The 23,908-nt window shown below is 67.6% G+C and carries 24 protein-coding genes; 20 read left to right on the plus strand and 4 right to left on the minus strand.

The features are described 5' to 3' along the window. Positions 1–113: 113 nt before the first annotated feature. The gene (locus tag Q9246_RS06530; RefSeq protein WP_306396370.1) at positions 114–1,139 is read right to left on the minus strand and encodes an SDR family oxidoreductase; all 1,026 of its coding nucleotides are present in this window, start codon (positions 1,137–1,139) and stop codon (positions 114–116) included. Positions 1,140–1,309: 170 nt separating this feature from the next. Here Q9246_RS06530 and Q9246_RS06535 point away from each other — a divergent pair, with 170 nt between their 5' ends. After that, complete coding sequence (locus Q9246_RS06535) at positions 1,310–2,902, plus strand: mechanosensitive ion channel family protein (protein WP_306396372.1); 1,593 nt, start codon at positions 1,310–1,312, stop codon at positions 2,900–2,902. A gap of 63 nt (positions 2,903–2,965) precedes the next feature. On the opposite strand, the gene Q9246_RS06540 is transcribed toward Q9246_RS06535, so the two are convergent. Next, complete coding sequence (locus Q9246_RS06540; RefSeq protein WP_306396373.1) at positions 2,966–3,943, minus strand: Bug family tripartite tricarboxylate transporter substrate binding protein; 978 nt, start codon at positions 3,941–3,943, stop codon at positions 2,966–2,968. A gap of 154 nt (positions 3,944–4,097) precedes the next feature. Between Q9246_RS06540 and Q9246_RS06545 the strand changes: the two genes are divergently transcribed. After that, the gene (locus Q9246_RS06545) at positions 4,098–4,664 is read left to right on the plus strand and encodes a hypothetical protein (RefSeq protein ID WP_306396374.1); all 567 of its coding nucleotides are present in this window, start codon (positions 4,098–4,100) and stop codon (positions 4,662–4,664) included. Positions 4,665–4,670: 6 nt separating this feature from the next. Here Q9246_RS06545 and Q9246_RS06550 read toward each other — a convergent pair whose 3' ends face one another. Beyond that, entirely contained in the window at positions 4,671–5,792 is a 1,122-nt protein-coding gene (locus Q9246_RS06550) for an alpha/beta fold hydrolase (protein WP_306396376.1), read from the minus strand. Between the two features lie 183 nt (positions 5,793–5,975). Here Q9246_RS06550 and Q9246_RS06555 point away from each other — a divergent pair, with 183 nt between their 5' ends. Then, complete coding sequence (locus tag Q9246_RS06555; protein WP_306396377.1) at positions 5,976–7,091, plus strand: L-dopachrome tautomerase-related protein; 1,116 nt, start codon at positions 5,976–5,978, stop codon at positions 7,089–7,091. A 4-nt stretch (positions 7,092–7,095) separates the two neighbouring features. Here the strand turns inward: Q9246_RS06555 and Q9246_RS06560 are convergent, their stop codons facing one another. Then, positions 7,096–7,737, minus strand: a complete 642-nt coding sequence (locus Q9246_RS06560) for a DUF4230 domain-containing protein (protein ID WP_306396378.1) — start codon at positions 7,735–7,737, stop codon at positions 7,096–7,098. A 114-nt stretch (positions 7,738–7,851) separates the two neighbouring features. On the opposite strand from Q9246_RS06560, the gene Q9246_RS06565 reads away from it, so the two are divergent. The 17 genes from Q9246_RS06565 (at position 7,852) to Q9246_RS06645 (ending at position 23,883) form a co-directional block, all read left to right on the plus strand. Further along, positions 7,852–8,532 (plus strand): methyltransferase domain-containing protein, encoded by a 681-nt coding sequence (locus Q9246_RS06565; protein ID WP_306396380.1) that lies wholly within the window; start codon positions 7,852–7,854, stop codon positions 8,530–8,532. A 296-nt stretch (positions 8,533–8,828) separates the two neighbouring features. Further along, positions 8,829–9,617 (plus strand): ABC transporter ATP-binding protein, encoded by a 789-nt coding sequence (locus Q9246_RS06570; RefSeq protein WP_306396382.1) that lies wholly within the window; start codon positions 8,829–8,831, stop codon positions 9,615–9,617. A 48-nt stretch (positions 9,618–9,665) separates the two neighbouring features. Beyond that, a complete protein-coding gene (locus Q9246_RS06575) occupies positions 9,666–10,661 on the plus strand; it encodes an ABC transporter substrate-binding protein (RefSeq protein WP_306398107.1) in 996 nt (331 codons plus the stop codon). Continuing rightward, positions 10,658–11,497 carry an ABC transporter permease gene (locus tag Q9246_RS06580; protein WP_306396383.1) on the plus strand — a complete coding sequence of 280 codons (840 nt, stop codon included), beginning with the start codon at positions 10,658–10,660 and terminating at the stop codon, positions 11,495–11,497. The genes Q9246_RS06575 and Q9246_RS06580 overlap by 4 nt, the downstream gene beginning before the upstream one ends. A gap of 20 nt (positions 11,498–11,517) precedes the next feature. Then, the gene (locus tag Q9246_RS06585; RefSeq protein ID WP_306396385.1) at positions 11,518–12,282 is read left to right on the plus strand and encodes an SDR family oxidoreductase; all 765 of its coding nucleotides are present in this window, start codon (positions 11,518–11,520) and stop codon (positions 12,280–12,282) included. 17 nt (positions 12,283–12,299) lie between these two features. Next, positions 12,300–12,839 carry a cupin domain-containing protein gene (locus Q9246_RS06590; protein WP_306396386.1) on the plus strand — a complete coding sequence of 180 codons (540 nt, stop codon included), beginning with the start codon at positions 12,300–12,302 and terminating at the stop codon, positions 12,837–12,839. Between the two features lie 5 nt (positions 12,840–12,844). Next, positions 12,845–13,726 (plus strand): alpha/beta fold hydrolase, encoded by an 882-nt coding sequence (locus tag Q9246_RS06595; RefSeq protein WP_306396387.1) that lies wholly within the window; start codon positions 12,845–12,847, stop codon positions 13,724–13,726. Between the two features lie 20 nt (positions 13,727–13,746). Continuing rightward, positions 13,747–14,583 carry an IclR family transcriptional regulator gene (locus Q9246_RS06600; RefSeq protein WP_306396388.1) on the plus strand — a complete coding sequence of 279 codons (837 nt, stop codon included), beginning with the start codon at positions 13,747–13,749 and terminating at the stop codon, positions 14,581–14,583. Positions 14,584–14,597: 14 nt separating this feature from the next. Further along, the gene (locus Q9246_RS06605; RefSeq protein WP_306396390.1) at positions 14,598–15,401 is read left to right on the plus strand and encodes an SDR family oxidoreductase; all 804 of its coding nucleotides are present in this window, start codon (positions 14,598–14,600) and stop codon (positions 15,399–15,401) included. Continuing rightward, positions 15,394–17,097, plus strand: coding sequence for a thiamine pyrophosphate-binding protein (locus tag Q9246_RS06610; RefSeq protein ID WP_306396391.1), 1,704 nt, complete (start codon positions 15,394–15,396; stop codon positions 17,095–17,097). Before Q9246_RS06605 ends, Q9246_RS06610 begins: the two co-directional genes overlap by 8 nt. Before the next feature lie 10 nt (positions 17,098–17,107). Further along, positions 17,108–17,908, plus strand: coding sequence for an aspartate dehydrogenase (locus Q9246_RS06615; RefSeq protein WP_306396392.1), 801 nt, complete (start codon positions 17,108–17,110; stop codon positions 17,906–17,908). 7 nt (positions 17,909–17,915) lie between these two features. Next, positions 17,916–19,409 (plus strand): aldehyde dehydrogenase, encoded by a 1,494-nt coding sequence (locus Q9246_RS06620; protein ID WP_422802354.1) that lies wholly within the window; start codon positions 17,916–17,918, stop codon positions 19,407–19,409. Between the two features lie 2 nt (positions 19,410–19,411). Next, positions 19,412–20,377, plus strand: coding sequence for a VOC family protein (locus Q9246_RS06625; RefSeq protein WP_306396393.1), 966 nt, complete (start codon positions 19,412–19,414; stop codon positions 20,375–20,377). Between the two features lie 26 nt (positions 20,378–20,403). Beyond that, positions 20,404–20,631 (plus strand): recombinase-like helix-turn-helix domain-containing protein, encoded by a 228-nt coding sequence (locus Q9246_RS06630; protein ID WP_306396394.1) that lies wholly within the window; start codon positions 20,404–20,406, stop codon positions 20,629–20,631. A gap of 14 nt (positions 20,632–20,645) precedes the next feature. Beyond that, complete coding sequence (locus tag Q9246_RS06635; RefSeq protein ID WP_306396395.1) at positions 20,646–21,668, plus strand: aromatic ring-hydroxylating oxygenase subunit alpha; 1,023 nt, start codon at positions 20,646–20,648, stop codon at positions 21,666–21,668. Positions 21,669–21,682: 14 nt separating this feature from the next. Continuing rightward, complete coding sequence (locus Q9246_RS06640; RefSeq protein ID WP_306396396.1) at positions 21,683–22,636, plus strand: PDR/VanB family oxidoreductase; 954 nt, start codon at positions 21,683–21,685, stop codon at positions 22,634–22,636. A gap of 170 nt (positions 22,637–22,806) precedes the next feature. Further along, on the plus strand, positions 22,807–23,883 hold the full coding sequence (locus Q9246_RS06645; protein ID WP_306396398.1) for a porin: 1,077 nt from the start codon (positions 22,807–22,809) through the stop codon (positions 23,881–23,883). The last annotated feature ends 25 nt before the right edge of the window (positions 23,884–23,908 follow it).

Genomic DNA, 23,908 nt, shown 5'->3' on the forward strand with positions numbered 1-23,908 from the left:
CGGTCCGCTGGGCCAGCTGATTCGCACCCGTTCCTTCGCCTCGCTGCTCGCGCGCCTGCTGCGCAGGAGGTAAGCGCCCGCCCGGCAGCACCGGGCAGGCCGATAGTGAACGCTTACGGCTGCCCGCCGCCGCCCGCCACGCCATACACGTGGCCGGTGGTATAACTCGATTCGTCCGACGCCAGCGTGACGAATACCGCCGCCAGCTCGGCCGGCTGGCCGGGACGCTTCATCGGCGTATCCTCGCCAAACTTCTCGCGCCCCTCCGGCGAATTGCCGCCCGCCAGCTGCAGCGGCGTCCACACCGGCCCCGGCGCCACCGCATTGACCCGGATTCCCCTGGCCGCCATCTGCTTGGCGAGCGACTTCGTGAACGCCACCTCGAAGGCCTTGGTGCCGGCATAGTCGAGCAGTTTTTCCGGTGGATCGTAGGCCGTCTGCGACGAGGTCGTGATGATCGCGCTGCCGGCCCGCATATGCGGGATCGCCGCCTTGGTGATCCAGAACACCGCGTACACATTGGTCTTGATGGTCCAGTCGAACTGCTCGCTGGTGATGTCGAGGATCGAATCGTTGTTCTGCTGGCGCGCGGCATTGTTGACCAGGATGTCCAGGCCGCCCAGCTCGCGCACCGCCGTCTCCACCAGCTTCTTGCAGAAGGCTTCGTCGCGGATGTCGCCCGGGATGGCCACCGCCTTGCGGCCGGCGTCGCGGATCAGCTGCATGACTTCGCGCGCATCGGCCTCTTCGGCCGGCAGGTAGCCGATGGCGACGTCGGCGCCTTCGCGCGCATAGGCGATGGCGGCGGCGCGGCCGATGCCCGAGTCGCCGCCGGTGATCAGGGCCTTGCGTCCCGCCAGGCGGCCGCTGCCGCGATAAGTGGTCTCGCCGTGGTCCGGTCGCGGCGTCATCTTGCTGGCCAGGGCCGGCCAGGGCTGGTCCTGCTTGGGGAAAGGCGGACGCGGATAGCGCTTGGCCGCTTCGCGCGCGGCGGTCGGCGCCGGCTGGTTGCTGCTGGCCGCCTGCTGGGCCAGGGCCGGGACGGCGGCAGCCGAGGCGGCGACGCCGGCGGCGACGGTACTCACGAAACGGCGGCGCGACGGCGTCACGCCTTCTGGCTTCTGGTCTTCCGAACTCATGCTTGCTCCTCGATGGTAGTGTGACGAAGATGTTAGTCGTTATCGAAAAGACACGGAACACGTTAGATCGCGGCAAGAATTCGCCATTTGCTGTTGTATGTGCGTGGTCGTACCAGATGAGAATAAGTGTTCTGGGGTAACATTTCGTTTTTATCGATTTGCGTAGTCTCATGGCGATCATCCGAGCCTTTCTAGCCCTGGCCTTGCTGGCGGTGTATTCATTTTCCTGGGCGGCCGAACCCGAGGCGGCGACCGGCCCGGCCACCACGGCCGCAGCCCAGCCCGCGGTGCGCGCCGATTTCACCGTCGCCACGCGCAAGGTGTTCGTGTTCCGCGCCATCCTGGCCGGCCATTCGCCGCAGGACCGCCTCGAGGCTGCCCAGCGCCGCCTGGACCGGGCCCTCGTCCGCAAGGGGCCGCAGCGCACGACGGTGAGCCAGATCGCCCAAGGCAGCCAGGTGCTGCTCGACGGCGCGCCGCTCTTTTTGGTGACGCCGGGCGACGTCAATGCGCTGGCCGGAGATACCCCGCACGACGTTGCGCAGGACAGCGCGCAAAAACTGGAGCGCGCGCTGGCCGCTCGGCGCGAGGCGGGCGATCCGCGGGTGCTGGTCGAGGCGGTCGCGCTATGCCTGGCCGCGACCCTGGCCTACGCCTTCGTGCTGCGGGTGCTGGTGGCCTTGCGCAGCGCGGTCAAGAGCCGCTTCGAGCGCCTGCTCGGGGTGCGGCTGGCGCGGGTGAGCTTTCGCAACGTGCGCCTGCTCGACGCCCAGCTCTATGTGAGCTTTCTGCGCCAGGTGACGATGGCGGTGGTGTGGGGCCTGCGCCTGCTGGCCACCTATATCTGGATCAGCTTCCTGCTCGGCGAGTTTGCCTACACCCGCAGCTGGGGCGAATGGCTCAAGGGCTACCTGGTCGAGCTGGCGGTGGGCATCGGCCAGTCGATGGCGGCCGCGATTCCCGGCCTGCTGGTGGTGCTGGTGATCGCGGCGCTGGCGCGCCTGGTGATGCTGACTGCGGCCTCGGTGTTCAAGCGGGTCGAGAGCGGCGAATTGCAGGTGGGCTGGCTGGACCAGGACACGGCGGCGCCGACCCGGCGCCTGGTCAACCTGGTGGTGGGCCTGTTCGCGCTGGCGATGTCCTATCCCTACCTGCCCGGTTCGCACACGGCGGCCTTCCAGGGCGTGACGGTGCTGGCCGGCCTGATGGTCTCGATCGGCGCCTCGAGCATCGTCGCGCAGGGCGCGGCGGGGCTGATCCTGATGTACACCCGCTCGCTGCGCAAGGGAGAATACGTGCGGGTGGGCGACAAGGAGGGCACGGTGGTCGACATGGGCATGTTCGAGACCCGCCTGCGCACCGGCAGTGGCGAAGAGGTGTTGATGCCGAATGCCTGGGTGCTGTCGAACACCACCAGCAATTTTTCGCGCGACGGCGTGGCCGGTGACGGCTTCGTCACCGAGGTGAAGGTCACGGTCGGCTACGACACGCCATGGCGCACGGTGCACGCGCTGCTGGAACAGGCGGCCGGGGCGACGCGCGGCATCGCGCTCGAACCCAGGCCTTTCATCGTGCAGGCGGCGCTGTCGGACTTCTATATCGAATACCGCCTGTGCGCGCACGCGGCGGCGGAAGGGCCGCGCGAGCGCGCCGAGGTACGCAACCACCTGCACCAGAACGTGCTGGACGTATTCGATGCGGCGGGCGTCAGGCTGACGTCGCCGCACTTCCACCATGTCGCACTGAAGGAAGCGCGGACATAAGAAAAACGGGTGACCCGGCAGCGCCGCGTCACCCGTTTCATCAGGTGCTGCCGATTGCGTGGATCAGTCGACGGTCGCGCCGCTGTCCTTCACGATCTTCGACCATTTCGCCGCTTCGGCTTGGACGAACTTGCCGAAGTTTTCCGGCGAATCGCCCACGTACTCGGTGCCGGTATCGGCCAGCACGCGCTGGAAGTCGGCGCCTTTCATGACCTTCTGCGATTCGGCATTGATCTTGTCGACCACGGCTTTCGGGGTCTTGGCCGGCACGAACAGGCCGTACCAGGCATAGGACTCGATGTTCAGGCCCGCTTCGGCGAAGGTCGGCACGTCCGGCAGCAGCGGCGAGCGCTTGTTGCCCGAGATGGCGATCGGCTTCACCTTGCCGCTCTTGATGTGCGGCATGATCGCGATGGTGGAGTCGAACATGATCGGGATGTGGCCGCCCAGCAGGTCGGAAATCGCCGGCGCCGAGCCCTTGTACGGCACGTGCACCATGTCGAGCTTGGTCACGCCGCGGAACAGTTCACCGGTCAGGTGCTGCGGGGTGCCGTTGCCGGCCGACGCGTACGAGAACTGGCCTTTCTTCGACTGGATGTGGGCCAGCAGTTCCTTGACGTTCTTGGCCGGCACCGATGGGTGGGCGACCAGCACCAGCGGCGCGCGCAGCAGGTTGGTGACCGGGATCAGGTCTTTCGCCGGATCGAACGCCATCTTCTTGTACAGGCTCGGATTGATCACGATCGGTGCGCTCGAGGTGATCAGGAGGGTCTGGCCGTCCGCCTTGGAACGGGTGACCGCTGCGGTGCCGATATTGCCGCCGCCGCCGCCGCGATTGTCGACCACGAACGACTGCTTGAGGCCTTCGGTCAGGCCTTTCGCCAGCGGGCGCGCGGCGATGTCGGACGGGCCGCCGGCCGGCCATGGCACGACCACGGTCACGGTGCCGGTCGGCCAGTTCTGGGCGAAGGCGCTGGCGGAGAGAACGGATGCTGCGAGGGCGAAGACGAGGGATTTTCCTTTGGACGGGAAGACTCGCATGGTTTTGTCACCTATATAGTTGATTATCGCGCGAATTTCTAGCGAATTTTGGATAAGCTGCTCTGACGATTTTACACGAATGCCCATGTGGATTGCGTACGTAGTAGTACGTGCGCCGTCTGCAGGAAAGCGTCTTTACATTGGAAGGCTGCAGATGAAATATACAGGCTTTTTCCTGGCAGGCGTCATCCTTGCAGGCGCCGTCGGCGCCTCTGCGGCGGTGTCGCCGGCCGAGCAGTCGATGGAACGCATCGCCGGGGTGTACAAGCACCGCTTCACGAGCGGAATAATCGTGCCCGGCAGGGAAGAGACCGAGTCCTACCAGGCCGAGAACATCATCGAGATCGTCCCGTACGACCGCGAGCATGTCTACCTGCGCGTGCATCTCGATTTCTTCAATGGCCACACCTGCGGCATCCACGGCATGGCGCGCTTCGAGGGCGGCATGTTCGTCCATCGCGATCCGCAGCCGCCGACCGCAGGCGACCCGCCTTGCGTGCTCAAGGTTGGGGAAGAAAACGGCAAGTTGACGCTCACCGACCGACCGTCACCCGATGCCGCACGTACCTGCGCGGCGTATTGCGGTGCGCGCGGCAGCCTGGATTACGAGATCGGCATGGACCAGCGGCGGCCGATTCGCTATCTGGAGCGGCTCAAGGCATCGCGCCAGTACAAGGAGGCGCAACACCATCTGCTGCGGTCGATGCCCGCGTCGCCCTGAATGATCTCAGGGCGCCACGTCCCCCGCCTTTTCGGCGATCGGCCGCACATGGCGCAGCAGCGCATCGAGCATCTTGCCCGGCTCTTCGTTGAACATCTCGTGGCCCGAATGCTCGAACCACACCAGTTTCTTGTACGGCGCCTTGACGGTCTCGAACCACTCGGCGGTCACGCTGGACGAGACGTTGTAGTCATACCGGCCGTTGAAGACGATGATCGGGCAGTCGAAGCGCTTGTGGACGCTGAAGTCGGTCGCGATCACCTCGGCCAGCAGGTGTTCTTGGGAGAAGTCGTTACCGGTCCACATCTTGCGCAGGTCGGTATCGGTGTACTCGGGCGCCAGGCGCGCCGCGGCGCCCTCATGCGCGAAGTCCTTGCGGGCATGCACGGCGCCGCCGTAGTAGCCCAGCCACTTGCGCTGCAGGTAGATGTCCTTCAGCACGATCTTGCGTCCGGGCGCCGCGTAGTCGCCCAGCGACTCGAGCTCGCGCACCGCCTCGGCGTTGTTGTCGCGCCGCGCGGCGTCGAGCGCGAAGCGCAGGCCGCGCCGTTCGCCTTCTGGCCCGTTGGTGGCCTGGCCCATGCCGATATAGGCGTGCAGCCATTCCGGATGCTTGCTCGCCAGCTCGATGCCGAGCGAGCTGCCCCAGGAGTGGCCCAGCACGAAGATGCGCTCCTTGCCGAATTCCTTGCGCAGCCATTGCACCATCTCTTCGGTGTCGGCGACCATGCGCTCGCGCTTCATGGTCGGCGCCACGACGGCCGGATCGTTGGCGGCATAGGTCTTGCCGGCGCCGCGCTGGTCCCACTGCACCACGGTAAAGAAGTCTTCCCAGCCGCGCTGGAAGTACCAGCTGGTCGGCATCGACACATAGCCCGGCCCGCCGTGCAGCATCAACAGCACCGGATTGCGGCGGTCCACGCCGCGCACCGAGATCCACTGGTCGATGCCGCCGATGCGCACAGCCTCGGTCCGCTCGATCGCGCCCGGCATGACCAGGCGCCGCATGTCGGCCACGATCTTGACCGCTTCGGCGCGGCTCTCGGGTTTCTGGGCGGAGGCCGGCACCGTCATGGCCGCGGCAAGCAGGGTGAACAGGGCAATGGCAGGGGCCAGACTTTTAATCATTTGGAATCCTTGCTTATAAGTAACTAGTCATTATCCATGCACTGCCCACGTTGTTCAACATTGCGCTGCACAATAGATGGGCCTTCTACAATGTCGGTATCCCAAACCAGGCATCGGGTTCGCCGCCAGTTGGCGATGTATTGACGCGCCGTAGCGCCGCCCCTTGCAATGCGAAAGGTAAACATGACGAACGACGACCGACAGCAAGACCCGTCTTCCGGCGCCAATACGCTGGACATCGCCGCGCGCTCTCCCGAATTCCTGTGCAATGCAGTGGCGTTGACGACGGACGGCGCGATGTTCCTCGGCTTGCCGCGCTGGACCGGCATGCGCGACACGCCGTCGGTGGTGCGGGTGGACGGCGATGGCGCGCTGCGGCCGTTCCCGGGCGGCGCCTGGAACGACTGGGCCTTTGGCAAGCCGGTGGACGACGCCATCGTGCAGGTCAGTGCCCTCCACGTCTTCGGCGACGATACGCTGTGGGTGGTCGACCAGGGCGCGCCGGACGGCAAGGCGACTTTGCCAGGGGCGCAGAAGGTGCTGCAGTTCGATGCCCACAGCGGCGCCTTGCTGCGCGCGCTGCGCTTCGGCGCGGACGTCCTGCCCGAGGGCGCCCGCCTGAACGACCTGCGCATCCAGGGTTCGCGTGTGATTCTCACCGACGCCGGCCTGGGGGCGCTGGTGGTGCACGACCTCGCGACCGGCCACACGCTGCGCCGCCTCGAAGCCCATCCCCTGCTACTGCAATCCGAGGTGCAGCCGCTGCGCGGCAGCGGCCGGCGCGTGCTGGTCGACGCCGATGGCGGGCGGCTGCGCCTCGGCTGCACCTTCCTCGAGATCTCGCCCGACGGCGAATGGCTGTATTTCTCGACCCCGACCGGCCCGTTCCGGCGCGTGCCGACCGCGCTGCTATGCGACGCGTCGGTCGACGATGATGCGGTCGCCGCCGCGATCGAGGACGTGGCGACTGTCCCGAGCTTCTACGGCAGCGCGATGGACAGCCGCGGCAACCTGTACCTGGCCAATGCCGAACAGCGCTGCATCGAGGTCGTGGCGCCGACGGGCCGGCGGGCAGTGCTGGCGGTCGACGAGCGCCTGGTCGGACCGGTCGCGCCGTTCATCACGCGCGAGCGCCGCCTGCTGGTGCCGGCGACGCAGGGCGAACTGCTGCCGGAGTGCGACGGCGGCCATAACGGCATCGAACGGCCGTTCCTGGTGCTGTCGATGGCGCTGCCCGAGAGCGTCGATGGCATCGTGCTCGGCGATGCGCTCATGCCTGTGACGTCGGCGCCGGCCTGAGAGCTCAGGGGCTGGCGCTGGCGCGCGCTTCCCAGATGACGTTCGGCGTCCAGCCGGTGGCGCCCAGGGTCGCCTGCAGGACGGCGGCCGCATTTTCTTTCGCGGCATCGAGCACGCCGGGCTGCTTGCAGGCCGCCTGCACCGCCTTCTGCGCCGTCGCCAGCGCATTGTTCATCGCATTGGTGCGGGTCTGCGCCGAGGGGATGAAGGCTTGCAAGCCCTGGTCGGTGACCGCATAGAAGTAGGAGCCGCCGCGGTTGCGCGCCTCGTGGCTGATGCGCGCCTGCAGCGGCGCGGGCGGCGGCAGCACGACCGTCATGGTGCGCGCGCGTGCGTCGACGTCGTCGTAGCGCGCCTGGCGCAGGTCGGTCGCGACCGTGCAGTCGCCGCGCGCGACCAGCAGCACGCGGGTGCTGCCCAGGCGCACCTCCCATTGCGACCAGGGGATGTCGACCGCGTTCGGCTGGGTGAATTCGATCACGTCGGCGTAGTTCATCTTGAGCGAGACCAGGTGGCCCATCTTTTCCAGCGACACCAGGGGCGGCGCCGGCGCCTCGGGCGGGGCCGGCTGCCTGATGAAGGCGAAGGTGATGGCCGCGGCCAGGATGGCGACCAGTAGCAGCGGCAGGCGTTGCGGTGATTTCATGGACGAGATTCGGCTTGCATGGAGATCTGGCAGTCTACTGGATGATGGCGCCGGCCGCCGCCCTGGAAGCGGGGCACGTCGGCTCGGGCATAATGGGCGTCAAAGGAGATGCCCATGACCGCCCATACCGACGCAGCAATCCTCGAATCGTGGTCGCACAACGCCGAACCATGGACCGCGGCCGTGCGCGGCGGCGAGATCGAAACGCGCAAGCTGGTGACCGATGCCGCCATCGTCGACGCGGTGCGGGCGCAGGCGCCGCGCAGCGGCGTCGATCTCGGCTGCGGCGAAGGCTGGCTGGTGCGCGCCTTGCCAGGGGTAGCGATGGTCGGCGTGGATGCGATCGCCGGCCTGGTCGAGCAGGCGCGGGCGGCGGGCGGCGGCGAGTTCCGGGTCATGTCCTACGAAGAGATCGCGGCCGGCAAGCTGGCGCTGGCGGCCGACATCGCCGTCGCCAATTTCTCGCTGATCGGGAAAGAAGCGGTCGATGGCCTGTTCGCCGCCGCGCCGACTTACCTGCGCCAGGGCGGCACGCTGATCGTCCAGACCGTTCACCCCTTGACGGCTTGCGGCGACGCGCCGTACGTCGACGGCTGGCGCGCCGGCAGCTGGGCCGGCTTCAGCGACGATTTCCGGGACGCGCCGCCATGGTACTTCCGCACGGTCGCGAGCTGGATCGCGCTGTTCGAATTGCACGGCCTGCGCGTCATCGAGATGCGCGAGCCGCTGCATCCGCGCACGGGCAAGCCGGCGTCGATGATCCTGGCCGGGCGGCTGTGCACCCCACCCACATGAGATCGCGTCCATGCGCGGTCGACAGCGGATCTGCTGTCTGATTCTTGCAACCCACTCTTGGTGCGTCGTTGCATGCCCATGGCGCATTTACGAGGATTAATTTCCCATTAGACAACAAAATACGCCCATCACTGGTGCGTATGTCTCATATATAAAACGTGAATTTTTATTTGAAACAAAGGGCTGGTTAAGCGCAATTAGTCTGCTATATTTCTCTCACGCTCAGCTCACCTATGAATTGTTGTTTCATATGTGAGACAAACTCGACGCCTAGCGCCGTACACCGTGAGAGACATATGATTGAAATTGAGTTCCGTAAAGTCGGTAAAAGTTTCATCGACCGGCAAACCTCGCAACCGCGCCCAGCGGTTACAAATGTCAATATCTCGATCCGCAGCGGCGAGGTGGTGTCCATCATCGGACCCTCGGGCTGCGGAAAGAGCACCCTGCTCAATATGGGCGCCGGCCTCTACCTGCCGACGGTCGGTGAAGTCTATGTCGGCGGCGAGCTGGTGACCAAGCCGGTACGCAAGGTCGCCTTCATGCTGCAGAAGGACCTGTTGATGCCATGGCGCACCATTCGCGACAACGTCGCCCTGGGCCTGGAAATCGACGGCGTCGGCGCCGACGAGCGCCGCCGCAGCGCCGATGCGCTGCTGGCCAAGTGCCACCTCAAGGGCTTCGAAGACCACTATCCCTACCAGCTGTCTGGCGGCATGCGCCAGCGCGCCGCGCTGGCCCGCACCCTGGCGGTCGACCCGCAGGTGCTGCTGCTCGACGAGCCGTTCTCGGCCCTGGATGCCCAGACCAAGATGATCCTGCAGCAAGACCTCGCCAAGATGCTGTTCGAGAAGAAGAAGACCGCCCTGTTCATCACCCACGACCTGATCGAAGGCATTGCGATGTCCGACCGCCTGCTGGTGATGAGCGAGCGCCCCGGCACGATCATCGAAGAAATCATGGTCGACCTGCCGCACCGCGACAACCCGCTCGAACGCCGCAAGCTGCCCGAGATCGGTCCACTGGCCGGACGCCTGATGGAACTGCTCAAGGTCGGCAAGAACCAGGATGCCGAGCTGCACTGACAGCCGCGCCAAGTACCTCAACCATTCAAACTGGGAGTTTTCATGAGCATGCAAAAAATCCTCGCACGGGCCGGCGTCGGCTTCAGCCTGGGCCTCGCGTTCGCGTTTGCCGGCAGCGCGCCGGCGCTGGCCGCGGTGGAAGAAGTGACGTACCTGCTGCCGGCGCCGCCGAACACGCTGGCATTCGCGCCGTGGATGATCGCCCAGCAGAAGGGCTATTACGCGGCCGAAGGCCTCAAGGTCTCGTTCGTCGCCGCGCGCGGCGGCGTCGACGTGGCCAAGCAGATCGGCTCGGGCAATGCCCTGATCGGCGGCGCCATCGGCGACACCCCGATCATCGTGCGCGCCAATGGCGTGCCGGTGAAGGCGATCGCGGTGCTCGGCGCCGGCTCGCTGACGATGGTGGGCGTGCACCAGAACGGCGGCATCAAGTCGCTGGGCGACCTGAAAGGCAAGACCGTCACCGTGATGTCGTACACCGACACCACCTATTACGCGCTGCTGGGCAACCTCAAGACGATCGACCTGGGCAAGAGCGACGCCGAGATCCAGGCCGCCGGTCCTTCCGGCGTATGGCAGGTGTTCGCGGCCGGTAAATCGCAGGCAATGGCCGCCGTGCCGGACTGGATCGTGAGCGCCACCGGCGCCGGCGCCAAGGTCGACATCATCGAGACCGACGGCTTCAAGAGCATGGCCCAGGCCATCCTCGCCTCCGACGAGACCATCAGGACCAAACCCGAACTGCTCAAGCGCCTGGTGCGCGCCACCCTGCGCGGCATGGACGACATCATGAAGGATCCGAAAGCCGCCACCGCCACCTACGTGGCCGCGGTGCCGTCGTACAAGGGCAAGGAGGCGGCGGTCGAAGAGACCCTGAACATGTACCGCAAATACGTCTACGCCGACCAGAAACCGCTCGGCCAGATCGACGCGGCGCGCATGGAGAGCGTGCAGAAGTTCTACGTCGGCGAAGGCATCGTGAGCCGCGCCAGCGCCGTGGGCGACCTGTACACCAACCAGTTCATCGGGACGGGCGCCAAATGAATACGGCCACCACCGTTGCCACGCCGGCCGTGACGGCGCCGCCGAAGGCCAATCCGGCCCTGCGCGAAAAAGCCTACACGGTTGGCGGCAGCCTGCTGGTGCTGGCCATCTTCCTGGCCGCCTGGGAGTGGGGGCCGGGCTGGATGGGCATGCCCGAGTTCATCCTGCCGCGCTTCTCGCGCGTGGTGCAGGAGGCGATCTTCATGTGGCACAACAGCGACCTGCTGGGCCACTTCGGCATCACCGCGCTCGAAGTGGTGGTCGGCTTCGCCCTCGGCTCGCTGCTGGGGCTGGGCGTCGGCGTCGCGCTGGGCCTGTCCCCGCGCGCCGAGGCGATGCTCTCGCCCTACATCCTGGCGCTGCAGATCGCGCCCAAGGTGGCGTTCGCGCCGCTGTTCGTGATGTGGCTCGGCTACACGATCTATCCGAAGGTGCTGGTCGCCGTGCTGATCGTGTTCTTCCCGGTGATGATCAACGTGCTGTCGGCGATCCGCACGGTCGACCCGGACATGGTCAACCTGGTGCGCACGCTGAACGCCAGCCGCTGGCAGATCTTCCGCCTGGTCGAATTCCGCTCCGCCATGCCGGCCCTGTTCTCTGGCCTGCGCATCGCCTCCACCCTGGCCGTGATCGGCGTCACGGTGGGTGAACTGGTGGGCGGCAACAAGGGCCTGGGCTTCCTGCTGGTCGACGGCGAAGGGCAGGGCAATACCGCCGCCGTGTTCGTCGCGATCTGCGCGCTCACGCTCACCGGCATCCTGACCTACGGCGCCGTGGTGTGGGCCGAACGCCGCGTGCTGCACTACCTGCCGCGCGCCACCACCAGCACCAACTGATAACCGAGGAAAGCGCTTCAATGAACGAGATTACTGGACTGCTCGCCGGCCGCAAGGTGCTGGTCACCGGCGCCGCGCGCGGCCTCGGCCTGGCCTTCGCCACCGCCATCGCCGAAGCCGGCGCCCGCGTGGCGCTGGCCGACATCCTGCACGACGTGCTGGAAGACAGCGTCGCCGCCTTGCGCCAGCGCGGGCTGGACGTGCAGGGCTTCGCCCTCGACATGGCCGAGCCAAGTGCGATCGAGGCCTGCGCCGGCGCCGCCATCGGCTGGCTGGGCGGCCTCGATGGCCTGGTCAACAACGCCGCCATCACCAACTCGGGCGGCCGCAGCGCGGAGCAGCTCGACATCGCGCTGTGGGACAAGGTCATGGACGTCAATGTGCGCGGCACCTGGCTGATGACCAATGCCTGCCTGCCGGCGCTGCGCGCGTCAGGCCAGGGCGCGATCGTCAACCTGGCCTCGGACACGCCGCTGTGGGGCGCGCCCAACCTGCTGGCCTATGTCGCCAGCAAGGGCGCCATCATCGGCATGACCCGCTCGCTGGCGCGCGAGGAAGGCGCGCACGGCATCACGGTCAACGCCATCGCGCCCGGCCTGACCAGGGTCGAGGCGACCGAATACGTGCCGGCCCAGCGCTACCAGACCTACCAGGACGGCCGCGCGCTGCAGCGGCTGCAGGTGCCCGACGACGTGACCGGTGCGGTGCTGTTCGCGCTGTCGTCGCTGTCGCGCTTCGTCACCGGCCAGACCCTTGCCGTCAACGGCGGCTTTGTCATGAACTGATCACCAGGAGCCCAACCATGAACGATATGACCGAACAGCAGCACGCCAAGCGCAGCTGGGATTGCCCGGAAGGCGCCAGCTTCGAAGAGTGGATGAATACCCGCGTCGCGCGCTTCGAGACCCGCAAGTACGACTGGAACGCGCTCAAGTTCCAGGCCGATTTCGATCCCAAGTATGGCCGCGCGCAGATGCGCTACATCGGCACCGGCGGCACCGGCGTGGCCAACGACAGCAGCGTGATCCCGTCCGAGCATTTCACCTTCTCGACCATGATCATCCCGGCCGGCCACGAAGGCCCGCCGCACCTGCACGTCGACGTCGAAGAGGTGTTCTTCGTCCTGCGCGGCAAGCTCAAGCTGGTGCTGGAAAAGGACGGCGAACGCTTCGAGACCATCCTGACCGACCGCGACGTGGTGTCGATCCCGCCCGGCGTCTACCGCGAAGAGATCAATATCGGCGAAGAAGACGCGCTGATGTGCGTCATGCTCGGCGCCCAGAAGCCGGTCACGCCGACCTATCCGCCAGAGCATCCGCTGGCCCAGATCAAACGGGGCTGAACCAGATGAACCATGCCATCGCGCCGCAAGTGGACGACCTGCAAGACACTCTGTCGCTGCTGGAGCGCCGCTTCCCGGAACGCTGCATCGCCGTCGACGGCGGCGTCGTCTCGTTCCGCGAGTTTGACCCCGGCGCTGCGCGGCCGGTTGCCGGCGACACGTTCGTGCTGTTGCACGGCATCGGCTCCGGGGCGGCGTCCTGGCTGCCGTGCGCGCTGGAGATCGCGCGCCGTGCCCCCGGCGCCCGGATCGTCGCCTGGAATGCGCCCGGCTACGGCAAGTCGACGATGCTGGCCCTGACCCGGCCCGATGCCCGCGCCTATGCGGCGCGCCTGCGCCAGCTGACGCAGGCGCTGGGTATCGAACGCTTCGTCCTGGTCGGCCACTCATTGGGGGCGCTGACGGCCGCCGCCTACGCGGCCAGCGACGCGACCTCGCTCGAACGCCTGCTGCTGCTCAGCCCTGCGCGCGGCTATGGGGTGCAGGCGCGCCTTGCGCAAGGCGCGCAGGTCACCCGCGAGCGCCTGTCGACCCTGGGCGAACTGGGGATCCACGGCATGGCCACCCAGCGCTCGTCGCGCCTGCTGTCGGCAGCCGCGAACCCCGGTCAGCGCGACTGGGTGCGCTGGAACATGGCGCAGCTGAACGCGGCCGGCTACACCCAGGCGGTGCACCTGCTGTGCGGCGACGGCATCGAGAACTATGCGCAGCCGGCGGCGAAACTGCGCGGTAAGGTGTGGTGCGGCGCGGCCGACAGCGTGACCACGCCCGAGGACAGCCGCGCCGTGGCCGCCGTGTTCGGCCTGCCGTTCGACCTGATCGAGGGCGCCGGCCACGCCTGCTACGTGGAACAACCCGAGGCCGCGGCCGCGGCGATCCTGAACTGACACAACAAGACGAGACCATCATGAGCAACAAGCCTGACACTGGCGACGACGACGGCGCCGACAAATACACCGTACCTGGCCTCGAGCGCGGCCTGCGCCTGCTGTGCGAATTCAGCCGGCAAGACCGCAACCTGTCGGCGCCCGAACTGGCCAAGCGCCTGGGCGTGCCGCGTTCGACCGTGTTCCGCCTGCTGTCGACCCTGGAGCGGATGGGCTTCGTCGAACGCAATCCGGGCGGCCGCGACTACCGCCTCGGCATGGCGGTGCTGCGCATGGGCTTCGAGTACCTGGCCTCGCTGGAACTGACCGAGATCGGCCGGCCGCTGCTCGAGCGCCTGCGCGACGACCTGCAGTATTCGACCAACCTGGTGGTGCGCGACGGCCGTTCGATCATCTACGTCTCCAAGTCGAGCGCCGAGGCGCCGTTCACCAGCACGGTCAATGTCGGCACCCGCCTGCCGGTGCACGCCACGGTGCTGGGCCGCGTGCTGCTGATGGACATGAGCCTGCCGCAGCTGCGCGAGCTGTATCCCGAAGAACACCTGAAGGTGTACAGCGAGAACACCCCGCACACGGTGCTCGACCTGTTCAACCTGGTGCAGCACGACCGCGAGCGCGGCCATGTGCTGGGCGAAGGCTTCTTCGAGCGCGGCATTTCGACGGTGGCCGCGCCGGTGCGCGACCACAGCGGCAAGGTGGTGGCGGCGCTGGGCGCCACGATTCCCGCGCCGCACATCGCCGCCGACCGCCACGAGGCCGTGGTGAGCCGCGTATGCGCGGCGGCCAACGAGCTTTCGCGGCTGCTCGACCACACGCCATCCGAATCGGCCCAGGTCGTGAACCTGTGGCCGCGTTGAGGGAGGAGGGCAGCATGCGCATGACCGATCTTGCCGGCCGCGTGGCCGTGGTGACGGGCGGCTCTTCCGGCATCGGCTATGCCACCGTCGAACTGCTGCTGGACGCCGGCGCCGCCGTCGCCCTGTGCGGCCGCGACGGCGTACGCCTGGATGGCGCGGTCGCCAAGCTGCGCCAGCGCTTTCCCGCGGCGCGCCTGCTGGCGCGGCGCTGCGACGTGCTCGACACCGCCCAGGTGGAGGCGTTCGCCGCCGCCGTCGAGGCCGAACTGGGCGCGGCGTCCATCCTGGTCAACAACGCCGGCCAGGGCCGGGTCTCGACCTTCGCCGACACGAGCGACGAAGCCTGGCTCGACGAGCTGCAACTGAAATTCTTTTCGATCCTGCGCCCGACCCGGGCCTTCCTGGGCCAGTTGCAGGGACAGCCGGACGCCGCCATCGTGTGCGTCAACTCGCTGCTGGCCGTGCAGCCCGAGCCGCACATGGTCGCCACCTCGGCCGCCCGCGCCGGCGTGCACAACCTGGTGCGCTCGCTGGCCACCGAATTCGCGCCGCAGGGCGTCCGCGTCAACGGCATCCTGATCGGCCTGGTCGAATCGGGCCAGTGGCGGCGCCGTTTCGAGGCCAGGTCGGGCGAGGACCTCGCGCTGGACTGGAGCGCCTGGAGCGCCCGTCTGGCGCACAAAAAACAGATTCAACTGGGCCGTCTCGGCCTACCCGAGGAAGCGGCGCGCGCCATCCTGTTCCTGGCGTCCCCGCTTTCCTCCTACACAACAGGCAGCCATATCGATGTTTCCGGAGGACTCTCCCGCCATGCGTAATCCCACCAATAGCAATCAACAGATCACCGTCGGCTGCGCCATCGCCGCCTTCCTCGAACAATGCGGCGTCAAGGCGGCGTTCGGCGTGATCTCGATCCACAATATGCCGATCCTGGATGCGTTCGGCGAACGCGGACGGATCCGCTTCGTGCCGGCGCGCGGCGAAGCGGGCGGCGCCAACATGGCCGACGCCTATGCCCGCACCACGGGCAGCCTGGGCGTGTGCCTGACCAGCACCGGCACTGCCGCCGGCAATGCCTCGGGCGCCATGGTCGAAGCGCTGACCGCCGGCACGCCGCTGCTGCACCTGACCGGCCAGATCGAAACGCCTTACCTCGACCAGAGCCTGTCGTACATCCACGAGGCGCCGGACCAGCTCACGATGCTCAAGGCGGTGTCGAAAGCCGCCTTTCGCATCCGCAGCGTCGACACCGCGCTGGGCGTCGTGAAACAGGCGGTGCAGCTGGCGCTGACCCCGCCGATGGGCCCGGTCAGCGTCGAGATCCCGATCGACATCCAGGCCGCGCTGATCGACGCGCCGACCGACCTGCGCCCGCTGCCGGTGCGGCGCAATGCGCCGTCCGAGCATGCGCTCGACGAACTGGCGCGCAAGCTGGCCGGCGCCCGCCGCCCGATGCTGTGGCTGGGCGGCGGCAGCCGCGGCGCGGCGCGCGAGGTCCAGCGCCTGCTGGACCTGGGCTTCGGCGTGGTCACCACCACCCAGGGCCGCGGCGTGGTGCCCGAAGACCATCCGCAATCGCTGGGCGCCTTCAACCTGCACAAGCCGGTCGAGCAGTTCTACCAGGGCTGCGACGCCATGCTGGTGGTGGGCTCGCGCCTGCGCGGCAACGAGACGCTCAAGTACGAACTCAAGTTGCCACAGGCGCTGTACCGCATCGATGCCGATCCGGCCGCCGAAGGCCGCTGCTACAAGAGCGACTATTTCGTGTGCGGCGACGCCGAATCGACCCTGAAGGCGCTGGCCGACCGGCTCGAGGGCAAGATGGAGATCGATCCGACCTTCATCGGCGACCTGCAGCAGGCGCGCGACAGCGCGGTGGCCGGCCTGGTCGACGGCCTCGGTCCCTACAGCGCGCTGGTCGACCAGTTGCAGCAGGCGGCCGGGCGCCGCTTCAACTGGGTGCGCGACGTGACGGTGTCGAACTCCACCTGGGGCAACCGCTACCTGCGCATCTTCGACCCGCTGGCCGGTGTGCATGCGCTGGGCGGCGGCATCGGCCAGGGCCTGGCGATGGGCATCGGCGCGGCGGTGGGCGCGGCGGTGACCGATTCGGGCAAGAAGACCTTCTGCCTGGCCGGCGACGGCGGCTTCATCCTGAACCTGGGCGAGCTGGCCACCGCGGTGCAGGAACAGGCCGACATGGTGATCGTGCTGATGAACGACCAGGGCTATGGCGTGATCAAGAACATCCAGGACGTGCAGTACGGCGGCCGCCGCCACTACGTCGACCTGCACACGCCGGACTATGCGCTGCTTGCGCAGTCGCTGGAGCTGCGCCATGCGCGGGTGTCGAACCTGGCCGACGCCGGCGCCGCGCTGCAGACGGCGCTGGCCGCGCCGGGCCCGTTCCTGCTCGAGATCGACATGCTGTCGATCGGCAGCTTCAAGACCGCCTTCGCCGGGCCGCCGGTCAAGGCCGCGGTCCCTGCCGCATCGGCCGCCGTCGCCGCCTGAGGAGAACACCATGCTGCATGTATCGATGATCGGTTGCGGGGCTATCGGGGTCGGCGTGATGGAATTGCTGAAAAGCGATCCCGAAGTCGTGTTCGACCTCGTGATCGTGCCCGAGACCGCCCTCGAGCACGCCGGCGCCACCGTGCGCAGCCTGGCGCCGGGCGCCAGGGTGGGCGTGGCGCTGGATGGCGCCCGGCCCGATCTCCTGATCGAATGCGCGGGCCATCGCGCGATCGGCGAGCACATCATCCCGGCGCTGGAAAGCGGCATCCCGTGCATGGTGGTCTCGGTCGGCGCGTTGTCCGAGGAAGGCCTGGCCGAGAAGCTGGAGCAGGCCGCCCAGCGCGGCAACACCCAGGTGCAGCTGCTGTCGGGCGCGATCGGCGCCATCGACGCCCTGGCCGCGGCCCGCATCGGCGGCCTCGATTCGGTGGTCTACACGGGCCGCAAGCCGGCCGGCGCCTGGAAGGACACCCCGGCCGAGGAGCTGTTCGACCTCGACACGCTGGCGGAACCCGTGGTGATCTTCGAGGGCTCGGCGCGCGAAGCGGCGCGCCTGTATCCGAAGAACGCCAATGTGGCGGCCACGCTGTCGCTGGCCGGGCTGGGCCTGGACCGCACCCGGGTGCGGCTGCTGGCCGACCCCGGCGCCAGCGAGAACGTGCACCACGTCGAAGCCAACGGCGCCTTCGGCAACTTCGAGCTGACCATGCGCGGCAAGCCGCTCGCGGCCAATCCCAAAACCTCCGCGCTGACCGTGTTCAGCGTCGTGCGTGCGTTGAACAACCGTGCCCACGCCCTGTCGATCTGAGGCCAAGATGAACATGACATTCGACCCTGCCGCCACGCAGGAAATCTGCATCGCCGGCGCCTGGCGCCCCGGTGGCGGCGAGCGCTACGCGACCCTGTACCCGGCGACCGGCGAACCGGTGGCCTGGCTCAACGCGGCCAGCCTGGCCGACGTGAACGAAGCGATCGAGGGCGCCGACCGCGCCTTCCGCAGCAGCGGGTGGGCCCAGCGCAAGCCGCACGAACGCGCCGCCGTGCTGTACCGCGTGGCTCAGCTGATCCGCGAACGCGGCGAAGAGCTGGCCCAATTGCAGCGCCTGGACAACGGCAAGCCGATCACTGAGACCCGCAACCTGGTGGCCAGCGCCGCCGCCACCTTCCAGTTCTTCGGCGCCGCCTGCGAGACGCTGGAAGAAACCATCACCCCGGCGCGGGGCGACAACCTGACCATGAGCGTGTACGAGCCGATGGGCGTGGTGGCCGCCATCACGCCCTGGAACTCGCCGATCGCGAGCGAGGCGCAGAAGCTGGCGCCGGCGCTGGCGGCCGGCAACGCGGTGGTGGTGAAACCGGCCGAGGTGACCCCGCTGCTGGCGCTCGAGCTGGCGCGCATCTGCGAACAGGCCGGCGTGCCGGCCGGGATGATCAGCGTATTGCCGGGCAAGGGCTCGGTGATCGGCGACGCCATCACCGTGCACCCGCTGGTGCGCCGGGTGTCGTTCACGGGCGGCACCAGCACCGGCAAGCACATCGCCCACATCGCCGCCGACAAGATGATGCCGGTGTCGCTCGAACTGGGCGGCAAGTCGCCGACCATCGTGTTCGAGGACGCCGACCTCGATCATGCCGTGGCTGGCGTGCTGTACGGGATCTTCAGCTCCTCGGGCGAATCGTGCATCGCCGGCTCGCGCCTGTTCGTGGCCAGCAGCATCTACGAGCGCTTCATGGAGCGCCTGGCCGCTGGCGCTGCCGCGCTGCGCGTGGGCGACCCGGCCGACGAGCGCACCCAGCTCGGACCCCTGATCACCGCGCGCCACCGCGACAGCATCGAGACCTATGTAGCGCTCGGCGTGGCCGAGGGCGGGCGCCTGCGCACCGGCGGCACGCGGCCGCAGGGAGCGCAATTCGAGAAGGGCAACTATTACCTGCCCACGATCATCGAAGACGTGCGCAACGACATGCGCATCTGCCAGGAGGAGATCTTCGGGCCGGTGCTGGTGGCGATGCGCTTCGACGACGAGGCCGACCTGGTCGCCCAGGCCAACGACAGCGTGTACGCGCTGGCGGCCGGCATCTGGACCCAGGACTACAAGAAGGCGTGGCGCTTCGCGCGCGCGGTGCAGGCCGGGAACGTGTGGATCAACACCTATAAACAGTTCTCGATCTCGACGCCCTTCGGCGGCTGGCGCGACAGCGGCCTGGGACGCGAGAAGGGCCGCCTGGGCATCCTGCAATACATGGAACAGAAGAGCGTCTACTGGGGCATGAACGCCATGCCGCTGCCGTGGGCGCAAGGAGAATGACGATGGACGTACTTGGTATCGATGAAATCAGCTACGGCGCCGACGACCTGGCCGGCTGCAAGACCTTCTTCCTGGACTGGGGCCTGGCCCTGATCGAGGAGGGCGCCGACGCGCTGGTGTTCGAGTCGCTCAACGGCTGCCGCGTGATCGTGCGCCGCAGCGACGATCCGGCGCTGCCGCCGGCCTTCGAGGCCGGCCCCACCCTGCGCGAAGTGGTGTGGGGCGTGTCGTCGCAAGAGGTGCTGGAGCGCTTCAGGGGCATCGTCGCGGCGCTGCCGCAGCCGGTCGATACGCCTGACCGCATCGGCTGCACCGACCCGAACGGCATGGCGGTGCGCTTCCAGGTCTCGAAGAAGCGTGACATCGAAGTGGAGTGCGCGCAGATGAACACCTGGTCGCACCGCCCGCGCATGAACCAGCGCAGCCCGTCCTACGAGCGCGCGCACCCGATCGAGGTCGGCCACGTCGTGTTCTTCGTCAGCGACGTGAAGGCCTGCGAGGCCTTCTACTGCGATCACTTCGGTTTCGTGCCGTCCGACCGCTATCCGGGCCGCGGCGCCTTCCTGCGCTGCGCCAACGTGGGCGGCCACCACGACCTGTTCCTGCTGCAGACGCCGGACAGGAAAGTGGGCCTGAACCACGTGGCCTTCACGGTGCGCGACATCCATGAAGTGTTCGGCGGCGGCATGCACATCTCGCGCCAGGGCTGGGACACCCAGCTGGGCCCGGGCCGGCATCCGGTGTCCTCGGCCTATTTCTGGTACTTCCGCAATCCGGCCGGCGGCCTGATCGAATACTACGCCGACGAAGACCAGCTCGACGAGCAGTGGGAAGCGCGCGAATTCGAGCCGGGACCGACCGTGTTCGCCGAATGGGCGATCGACGGCGGCATCGATGGCCACACCCGGCGCCAGCGCGATGCCAAGGCCCCCGAAGGCAAATTCTTGACCGATAAAACCAAATCCTGACGGTCGACCATCCGAGGAGAAACACCATGCAACAAGCACGCTACCTGACCGTCCACCAGACCCGCCTGCGCGAACCGACCGCCTGGGAAGACCTGCTGGGCGACTCGATCGAACGCGCCTTCGCGTCCGGCATCACCGAACTGCCCGCCCTGGTGGCGCACCTGAACCGCACCGGGCCGAATTTCCCGGGCGGCGAACCCTGGACCGAACAATCCTACCAGGCCGAGATCGCGCGCCTGGCCGCGACCTGCTGAACGAGGACATCAACATGAAGAACGTAGCCAACGATCCTGTCGACGCCGTCCTCGCCGCCGGCCTGAAAGACCTCTGGTATCCAATCTGCCCGTCCGGCTTCGTGGCCGACAAGCCGGTGTCGCTGCGCCGCCTGGGCCGCAAGTTCGTGCTGTGGCGCGAAGCGAACGGCGCCCTGCATGCGCTCGAGGACCACTGTCCGCACCGCGGCGCGCCGCTGTCGCTGGGCATCGTGCTGGGCGACCGCATCGCCTGCGGCTACCACGGCGTGCAGGTGCGCTTCGACGGCGTGGTGACCAGCGTGCCGGGCAGCCCGGGCTGCAAGCTCGAGGGCGCCAAGGCCACCCGCGCCTTCCACGTCAAGGAAGCCGCCGGCGCCATCTTCCTGTACAACGCCAGCAAGGACGTCGAGACCCCGCCGCCGCTCGACCTGCCGCCCGAGCTGAGCGACCCTGAGTATTCGAACTTCCTGTGTTACGCCGAGTGGAACGGCGACTACCGCTATGTGCTGGACAACGTGCTCGACCCGATGCACGGCACCTTCCTGCACAAGCAGTCGCACTCGATGGCCGAGGGCGAGTCGACCGCCGCCTTCCGCGTGCGCGACACCGACATCGGCTTCGTGTTCGAGAAGGAGGGCCAGCGCGGCGTCAATTTCGACTGGACCGAGTATGCCGAGACCGGCATCCAGTGGATGCGCCTCGAGATCCCGTATCCGAAGACCGGCGGCCCGGGCGGCAACTTCATCATCATCGGCGGCTATGCGCCGATGGAAGAGGGCGCGACCGCGGTGTTCTTCTGGCGCGTGCGCAAGGTCGAGGGCTGGCAGCGCGACACCTGGCGCTTCCTGTACAAGAACCGCCTCGAGGCGCGCCACTGGCACGTGCTGGAACAGGACCGCGTGATCCTGGAAGCGATGGAGCCGGACGCCAACCAGCGCGAGATGCTGTACCAGCACGACATGGGCATCGTGCGCCTGCGGCGCCACCTGCGCGCGCTGGCCAAGGCCCAGATCGCCGCCGCCGAGAACGTGGCCTGAACGCAGGAGCCGCCATGAGCAACAACCAACAACTCCTCTTGCGCGTGCAGTCGATGCGCTTCGAGGCCCAGGGCATCGTCAGCGTCGAACTGGTCTCGCCCACTGGCGAGGACTTGCCGGCTTTCGCCGCCGGCGCCCACATCGACCTGCACCTGCCGAACGGGATCGTGCGCAGCTACTCGCTGTGCAACTCGCCGCAGGAGCGCCAGCGCTACGTCATCGGGGTGCTGAACGACCGCAACAGCCGTGGCGGATCGCGCTATGTGCACGAGCAGCTGCGGGTGGGGGCCACGATCCCGGTCGGCGCCCCGCGCAACAACTTTCCGCTCGACGAGACGGCGCCCCACACGGTGCTGGTCGCGGGCGGGATCGGGATCACGCCGATCTACGGCATGTTGAACGAGCTGCGCCGCCTGGGGCGCTCGGTGGAGCTGCTGTACTGTGCGCGCAGCCGCCAGGAGGCTGCCTTTGTCGCCGACCTGCCGCTTGACGTCGTGGTGCGCACCCACTTCGACGCCGACGCCGGCTGCGCGCCCGACCTGCGCGCCAGCCTGGCCGGCGTGCAGGCGAGCACGCACCTGTACTGCTGCGGCCCGACGCCGATGCTGGCCGCCTTCGAGGACGCCTGCGCCGCGCTCCGGCTGCCGAACGTGCACATCGAGCGCTTCGCGCCGGCCGAGCCGGTGGTGGCGATGCAGGGCAGCGAGTACGAGTGCCAGCTTGCGCGCTCGCAGAAGCTGTTGCTGGTCCCGGCCGGCAAGTCGCTGCTCGACGCCTTGCTCGACGCCGGCGTCGACGTCGACCACAGCTGCCGCGAAGGGGTGTGCGGTTCGTGCGAGACGGCGGTGCTGGACGGCGTGCCGGACCATCGGGACGGCGTGCTGACCAAGGCCGAACGCGAATCGGGGGCGACGATGATGGTGTGCGTCTCCGGCTGCAAGGGCCGTCGCCTCGTGCTCGACCTCTAGCTGTTCTTGCGCCGGGCGCGCCGCGCCCGGCCTGCAGCGCTGGGTGTACCTGCGTGCACCTGAAAACCTGACCGCCAGAGGTCCGGTTTTTTTTGCGCCCGAATCATGGATGAAACACGGTTTTGCTGGTGAAACGCGGCTCGCGCCGCACCAAAATAAGGGGAGTCACAATGAAAAAGCATCTGATCGGCATGGCAGTCCTGGCAGCATCCGCAAGCGTCACCTGCGCCCACGCGCAGAGTAGCGTGACCATCTACGGCAGCATGGACGCCGGCCTGGCCTATGTGAGCGACGTGGGCGGCAGTTCCGTCACCCGCCTCGACCAGGGCACGATGCAGCCGGACCGCATCGGGTTCCGCGGCAGCGAAGACCTGGGCGGCGGCATGAAGGCCTTCTTCCAGCTCGAGGCGGGCTTTGCTACCGATACCGGCAGCCAGGTCAACGCCGGCCGCCTGTTCAACCGCTACGCCACGGTGGGCCTGTCCGGCAGCCTGGGCTCGGTCACCGTCGGCAATATGCCGGACATCGTGTTCGACTATGCGGGCAAGCTGAGCAACGGCTTCCAGCTGACCAACTTCTACCTGTTCCACCCCGGGAACCTGGACACGCTGGCCAATACCTACCAGTTCAACAATGCGGTGCGCTACACCTCGCCGACCGTCAAGGGCCTGACCTTCAGCGCGATGGCGGGCATGGGCGAGCAGGCGGAGAGCTCCAGCCGCAACCGCAACCTCAGCGCCGGCGCCAACTACGCCAACGGTCCGCTGCGCATGGCCCTGGCCTACAGCCGCCAGAACGACCGCGCCGCCGGCTATTCGGGCGCCTTCCTGAGCACGCTCAACCTCGGCAATGCCGCGACCGTGTTCGATTCGCTGACCACTTGGGCCGGCGGCGTCGGCTACATCGTCGGCGACTGGCGCCTGAACGCGCTGTACACGCAGAGCGAGGTCGAGATGCCGGCGGCGGCCGGCTTCAAGCAGCGCAACGGCGACCTCGGCGCCGCCTGGCGCTATGCGCCGCAGCTCACCCTCAATCTCGGCTATTCGCACAGCCGGGTGGAGGATGCGCGCTATAACCAGTTCAGCATCGGCAATGTGTACGCCTTCTCGAAGCGCACCGAGTTCTACGTGGTGGCGGCGTACCAGAAGGCGGGCGGCTCGGCCAGCTTGGCGTTCCAGAACTATACCGGCGCCTCGTCCGACGACAAACAGGTCGTGACCACGATCGGCCTGCACCACCTGTTCTGATGCGCCAACCACCACCTGCGGAGGA

Origin of the sequence: Telluria beijingensis, assembly GCF_030770395.1 — a bacterium.
Taxonomy (GTDB): Bacteria; Pseudomonadota; Gammaproteobacteria; order Burkholderiales; family Burkholderiaceae_D; genus Telluria; species Telluria beijingensis.

Bases quoted from the DNA above. Each gene is read 5' to 3' on its own strand.
- Q9246_RS06530 (WP_306396370.1), bottom strand. From the start codon at position 1,139: ATGAGTTCGGAAGACCAGAAGCCAGAAGGCGTGACGCCGTCGCGCCGC.
- Q9246_RS06535 (WP_306396372.1), top strand. From the start codon at position 1,310: ATGGCGATCATCCGAGCCTTTCTAGCCCTGGCCTTGCTGGCGGTGTAT.
- Q9246_RS06540 (WP_306396373.1), bottom strand. From the start codon at position 3,943: ATGCGAGTCTTCCCGTCCAAAGGAAAATCCCTCGTCTTCGCCCTCGCA.
- Q9246_RS06545 (WP_306396374.1), top strand. From the start codon at position 4,098: ATGAAATATACAGGCTTTTTCCTGGCAGGCGTCATCCTTGCAGGCGCC.
- Q9246_RS06550 (WP_306396376.1), bottom strand. From the start codon at position 5,792: ATGATTAAAAGTCTGGCCCCTGCCATTGCCCTGTTCACCCTGCTTGCC.
- Q9246_RS06555 (WP_306396377.1), top strand. From the start codon at position 5,976: ATGACGAACGACGACCGACAGCAAGACCCGTCTTCCGGCGCCAATACG.
- Q9246_RS06560 (WP_306396378.1), bottom strand. From the start codon at position 7,737: ATGAAATCACCGCAACGCCTGCCGCTGCTACTGGTCGCCATCCTGGCC.
- Q9246_RS06565 (WP_306396380.1), top strand. From the start codon at position 7,852: ATGACCGCCCATACCGACGCAGCAATCCTCGAATCGTGGTCGCACAAC.
- Q9246_RS06570 (WP_306396382.1), top strand. From the start codon at position 8,829: ATGATTGAAATTGAGTTCCGTAAAGTCGGTAAAAGTTTCATCGACCGG.
- Q9246_RS06575 (WP_306398107.1), top strand. From the start codon at position 9,666: ATGCAAAAAATCCTCGCACGGGCCGGCGTCGGCTTCAGCCTGGGCCTC.
- Q9246_RS06580 (WP_306396383.1), top strand. From the start codon at position 10,658: ATGAATACGGCCACCACCGTTGCCACGCCGGCCGTGACGGCGCCGCCG.
- Q9246_RS06585 (WP_306396385.1), top strand. From the start codon at position 11,518: ATGAACGAGATTACTGGACTGCTCGCCGGCCGCAAGGTGCTGGTCACC.
- Q9246_RS06590 (WP_306396386.1), top strand. From the start codon at position 12,300: ATGAACGATATGACCGAACAGCAGCACGCCAAGCGCAGCTGGGATTGC.
- Q9246_RS06595 (WP_306396387.1), top strand. From the start codon at position 12,845: ATGAACCATGCCATCGCGCCGCAAGTGGACGACCTGCAAGACACTCTG.
- Q9246_RS06600 (WP_306396388.1), top strand. From the start codon at position 13,747: ATGAGCAACAAGCCTGACACTGGCGACGACGACGGCGCCGACAAATAC.
- Q9246_RS06605 (WP_306396390.1), top strand. From the start codon at position 14,598: ATGCGCATGACCGATCTTGCCGGCCGCGTGGCCGTGGTGACGGGCGGC.
- Q9246_RS06610 (WP_306396391.1), top strand. From the start codon at position 15,394: ATGCGTAATCCCACCAATAGCAATCAACAGATCACCGTCGGCTGCGCC.
- Q9246_RS06615 (WP_306396392.1), top strand. From the start codon at position 17,108: ATGCTGCATGTATCGATGATCGGTTGCGGGGCTATCGGGGTCGGCGTG.
- Q9246_RS06620 (WP_422802354.1), top strand. From the start codon at position 17,916: ATGAACATGACATTCGACCCTGCCGCCACGCAGGAAATCTGCATCGCC.
- Q9246_RS06625 (WP_306396393.1), top strand. From the start codon at position 19,412: ATGGACGTACTTGGTATCGATGAAATCAGCTACGGCGCCGACGACCTG.
- Q9246_RS06630 (WP_306396394.1), top strand. From the start codon at position 20,404: ATGCAACAAGCACGCTACCTGACCGTCCACCAGACCCGCCTGCGCGAA.
- Q9246_RS06635 (WP_306396395.1), top strand. From the start codon at position 20,646: ATGAAGAACGTAGCCAACGATCCTGTCGACGCCGTCCTCGCCGCCGGC.
- Q9246_RS06640 (WP_306396396.1), top strand. From the start codon at position 21,683: ATGAGCAACAACCAACAACTCCTCTTGCGCGTGCAGTCGATGCGCTTC.
- Q9246_RS06645 (WP_306396398.1), top strand. From the start codon at position 22,807: ATGAAAAAGCATCTGATCGGCATGGCAGTCCTGGCAGCATCCGCAAGC.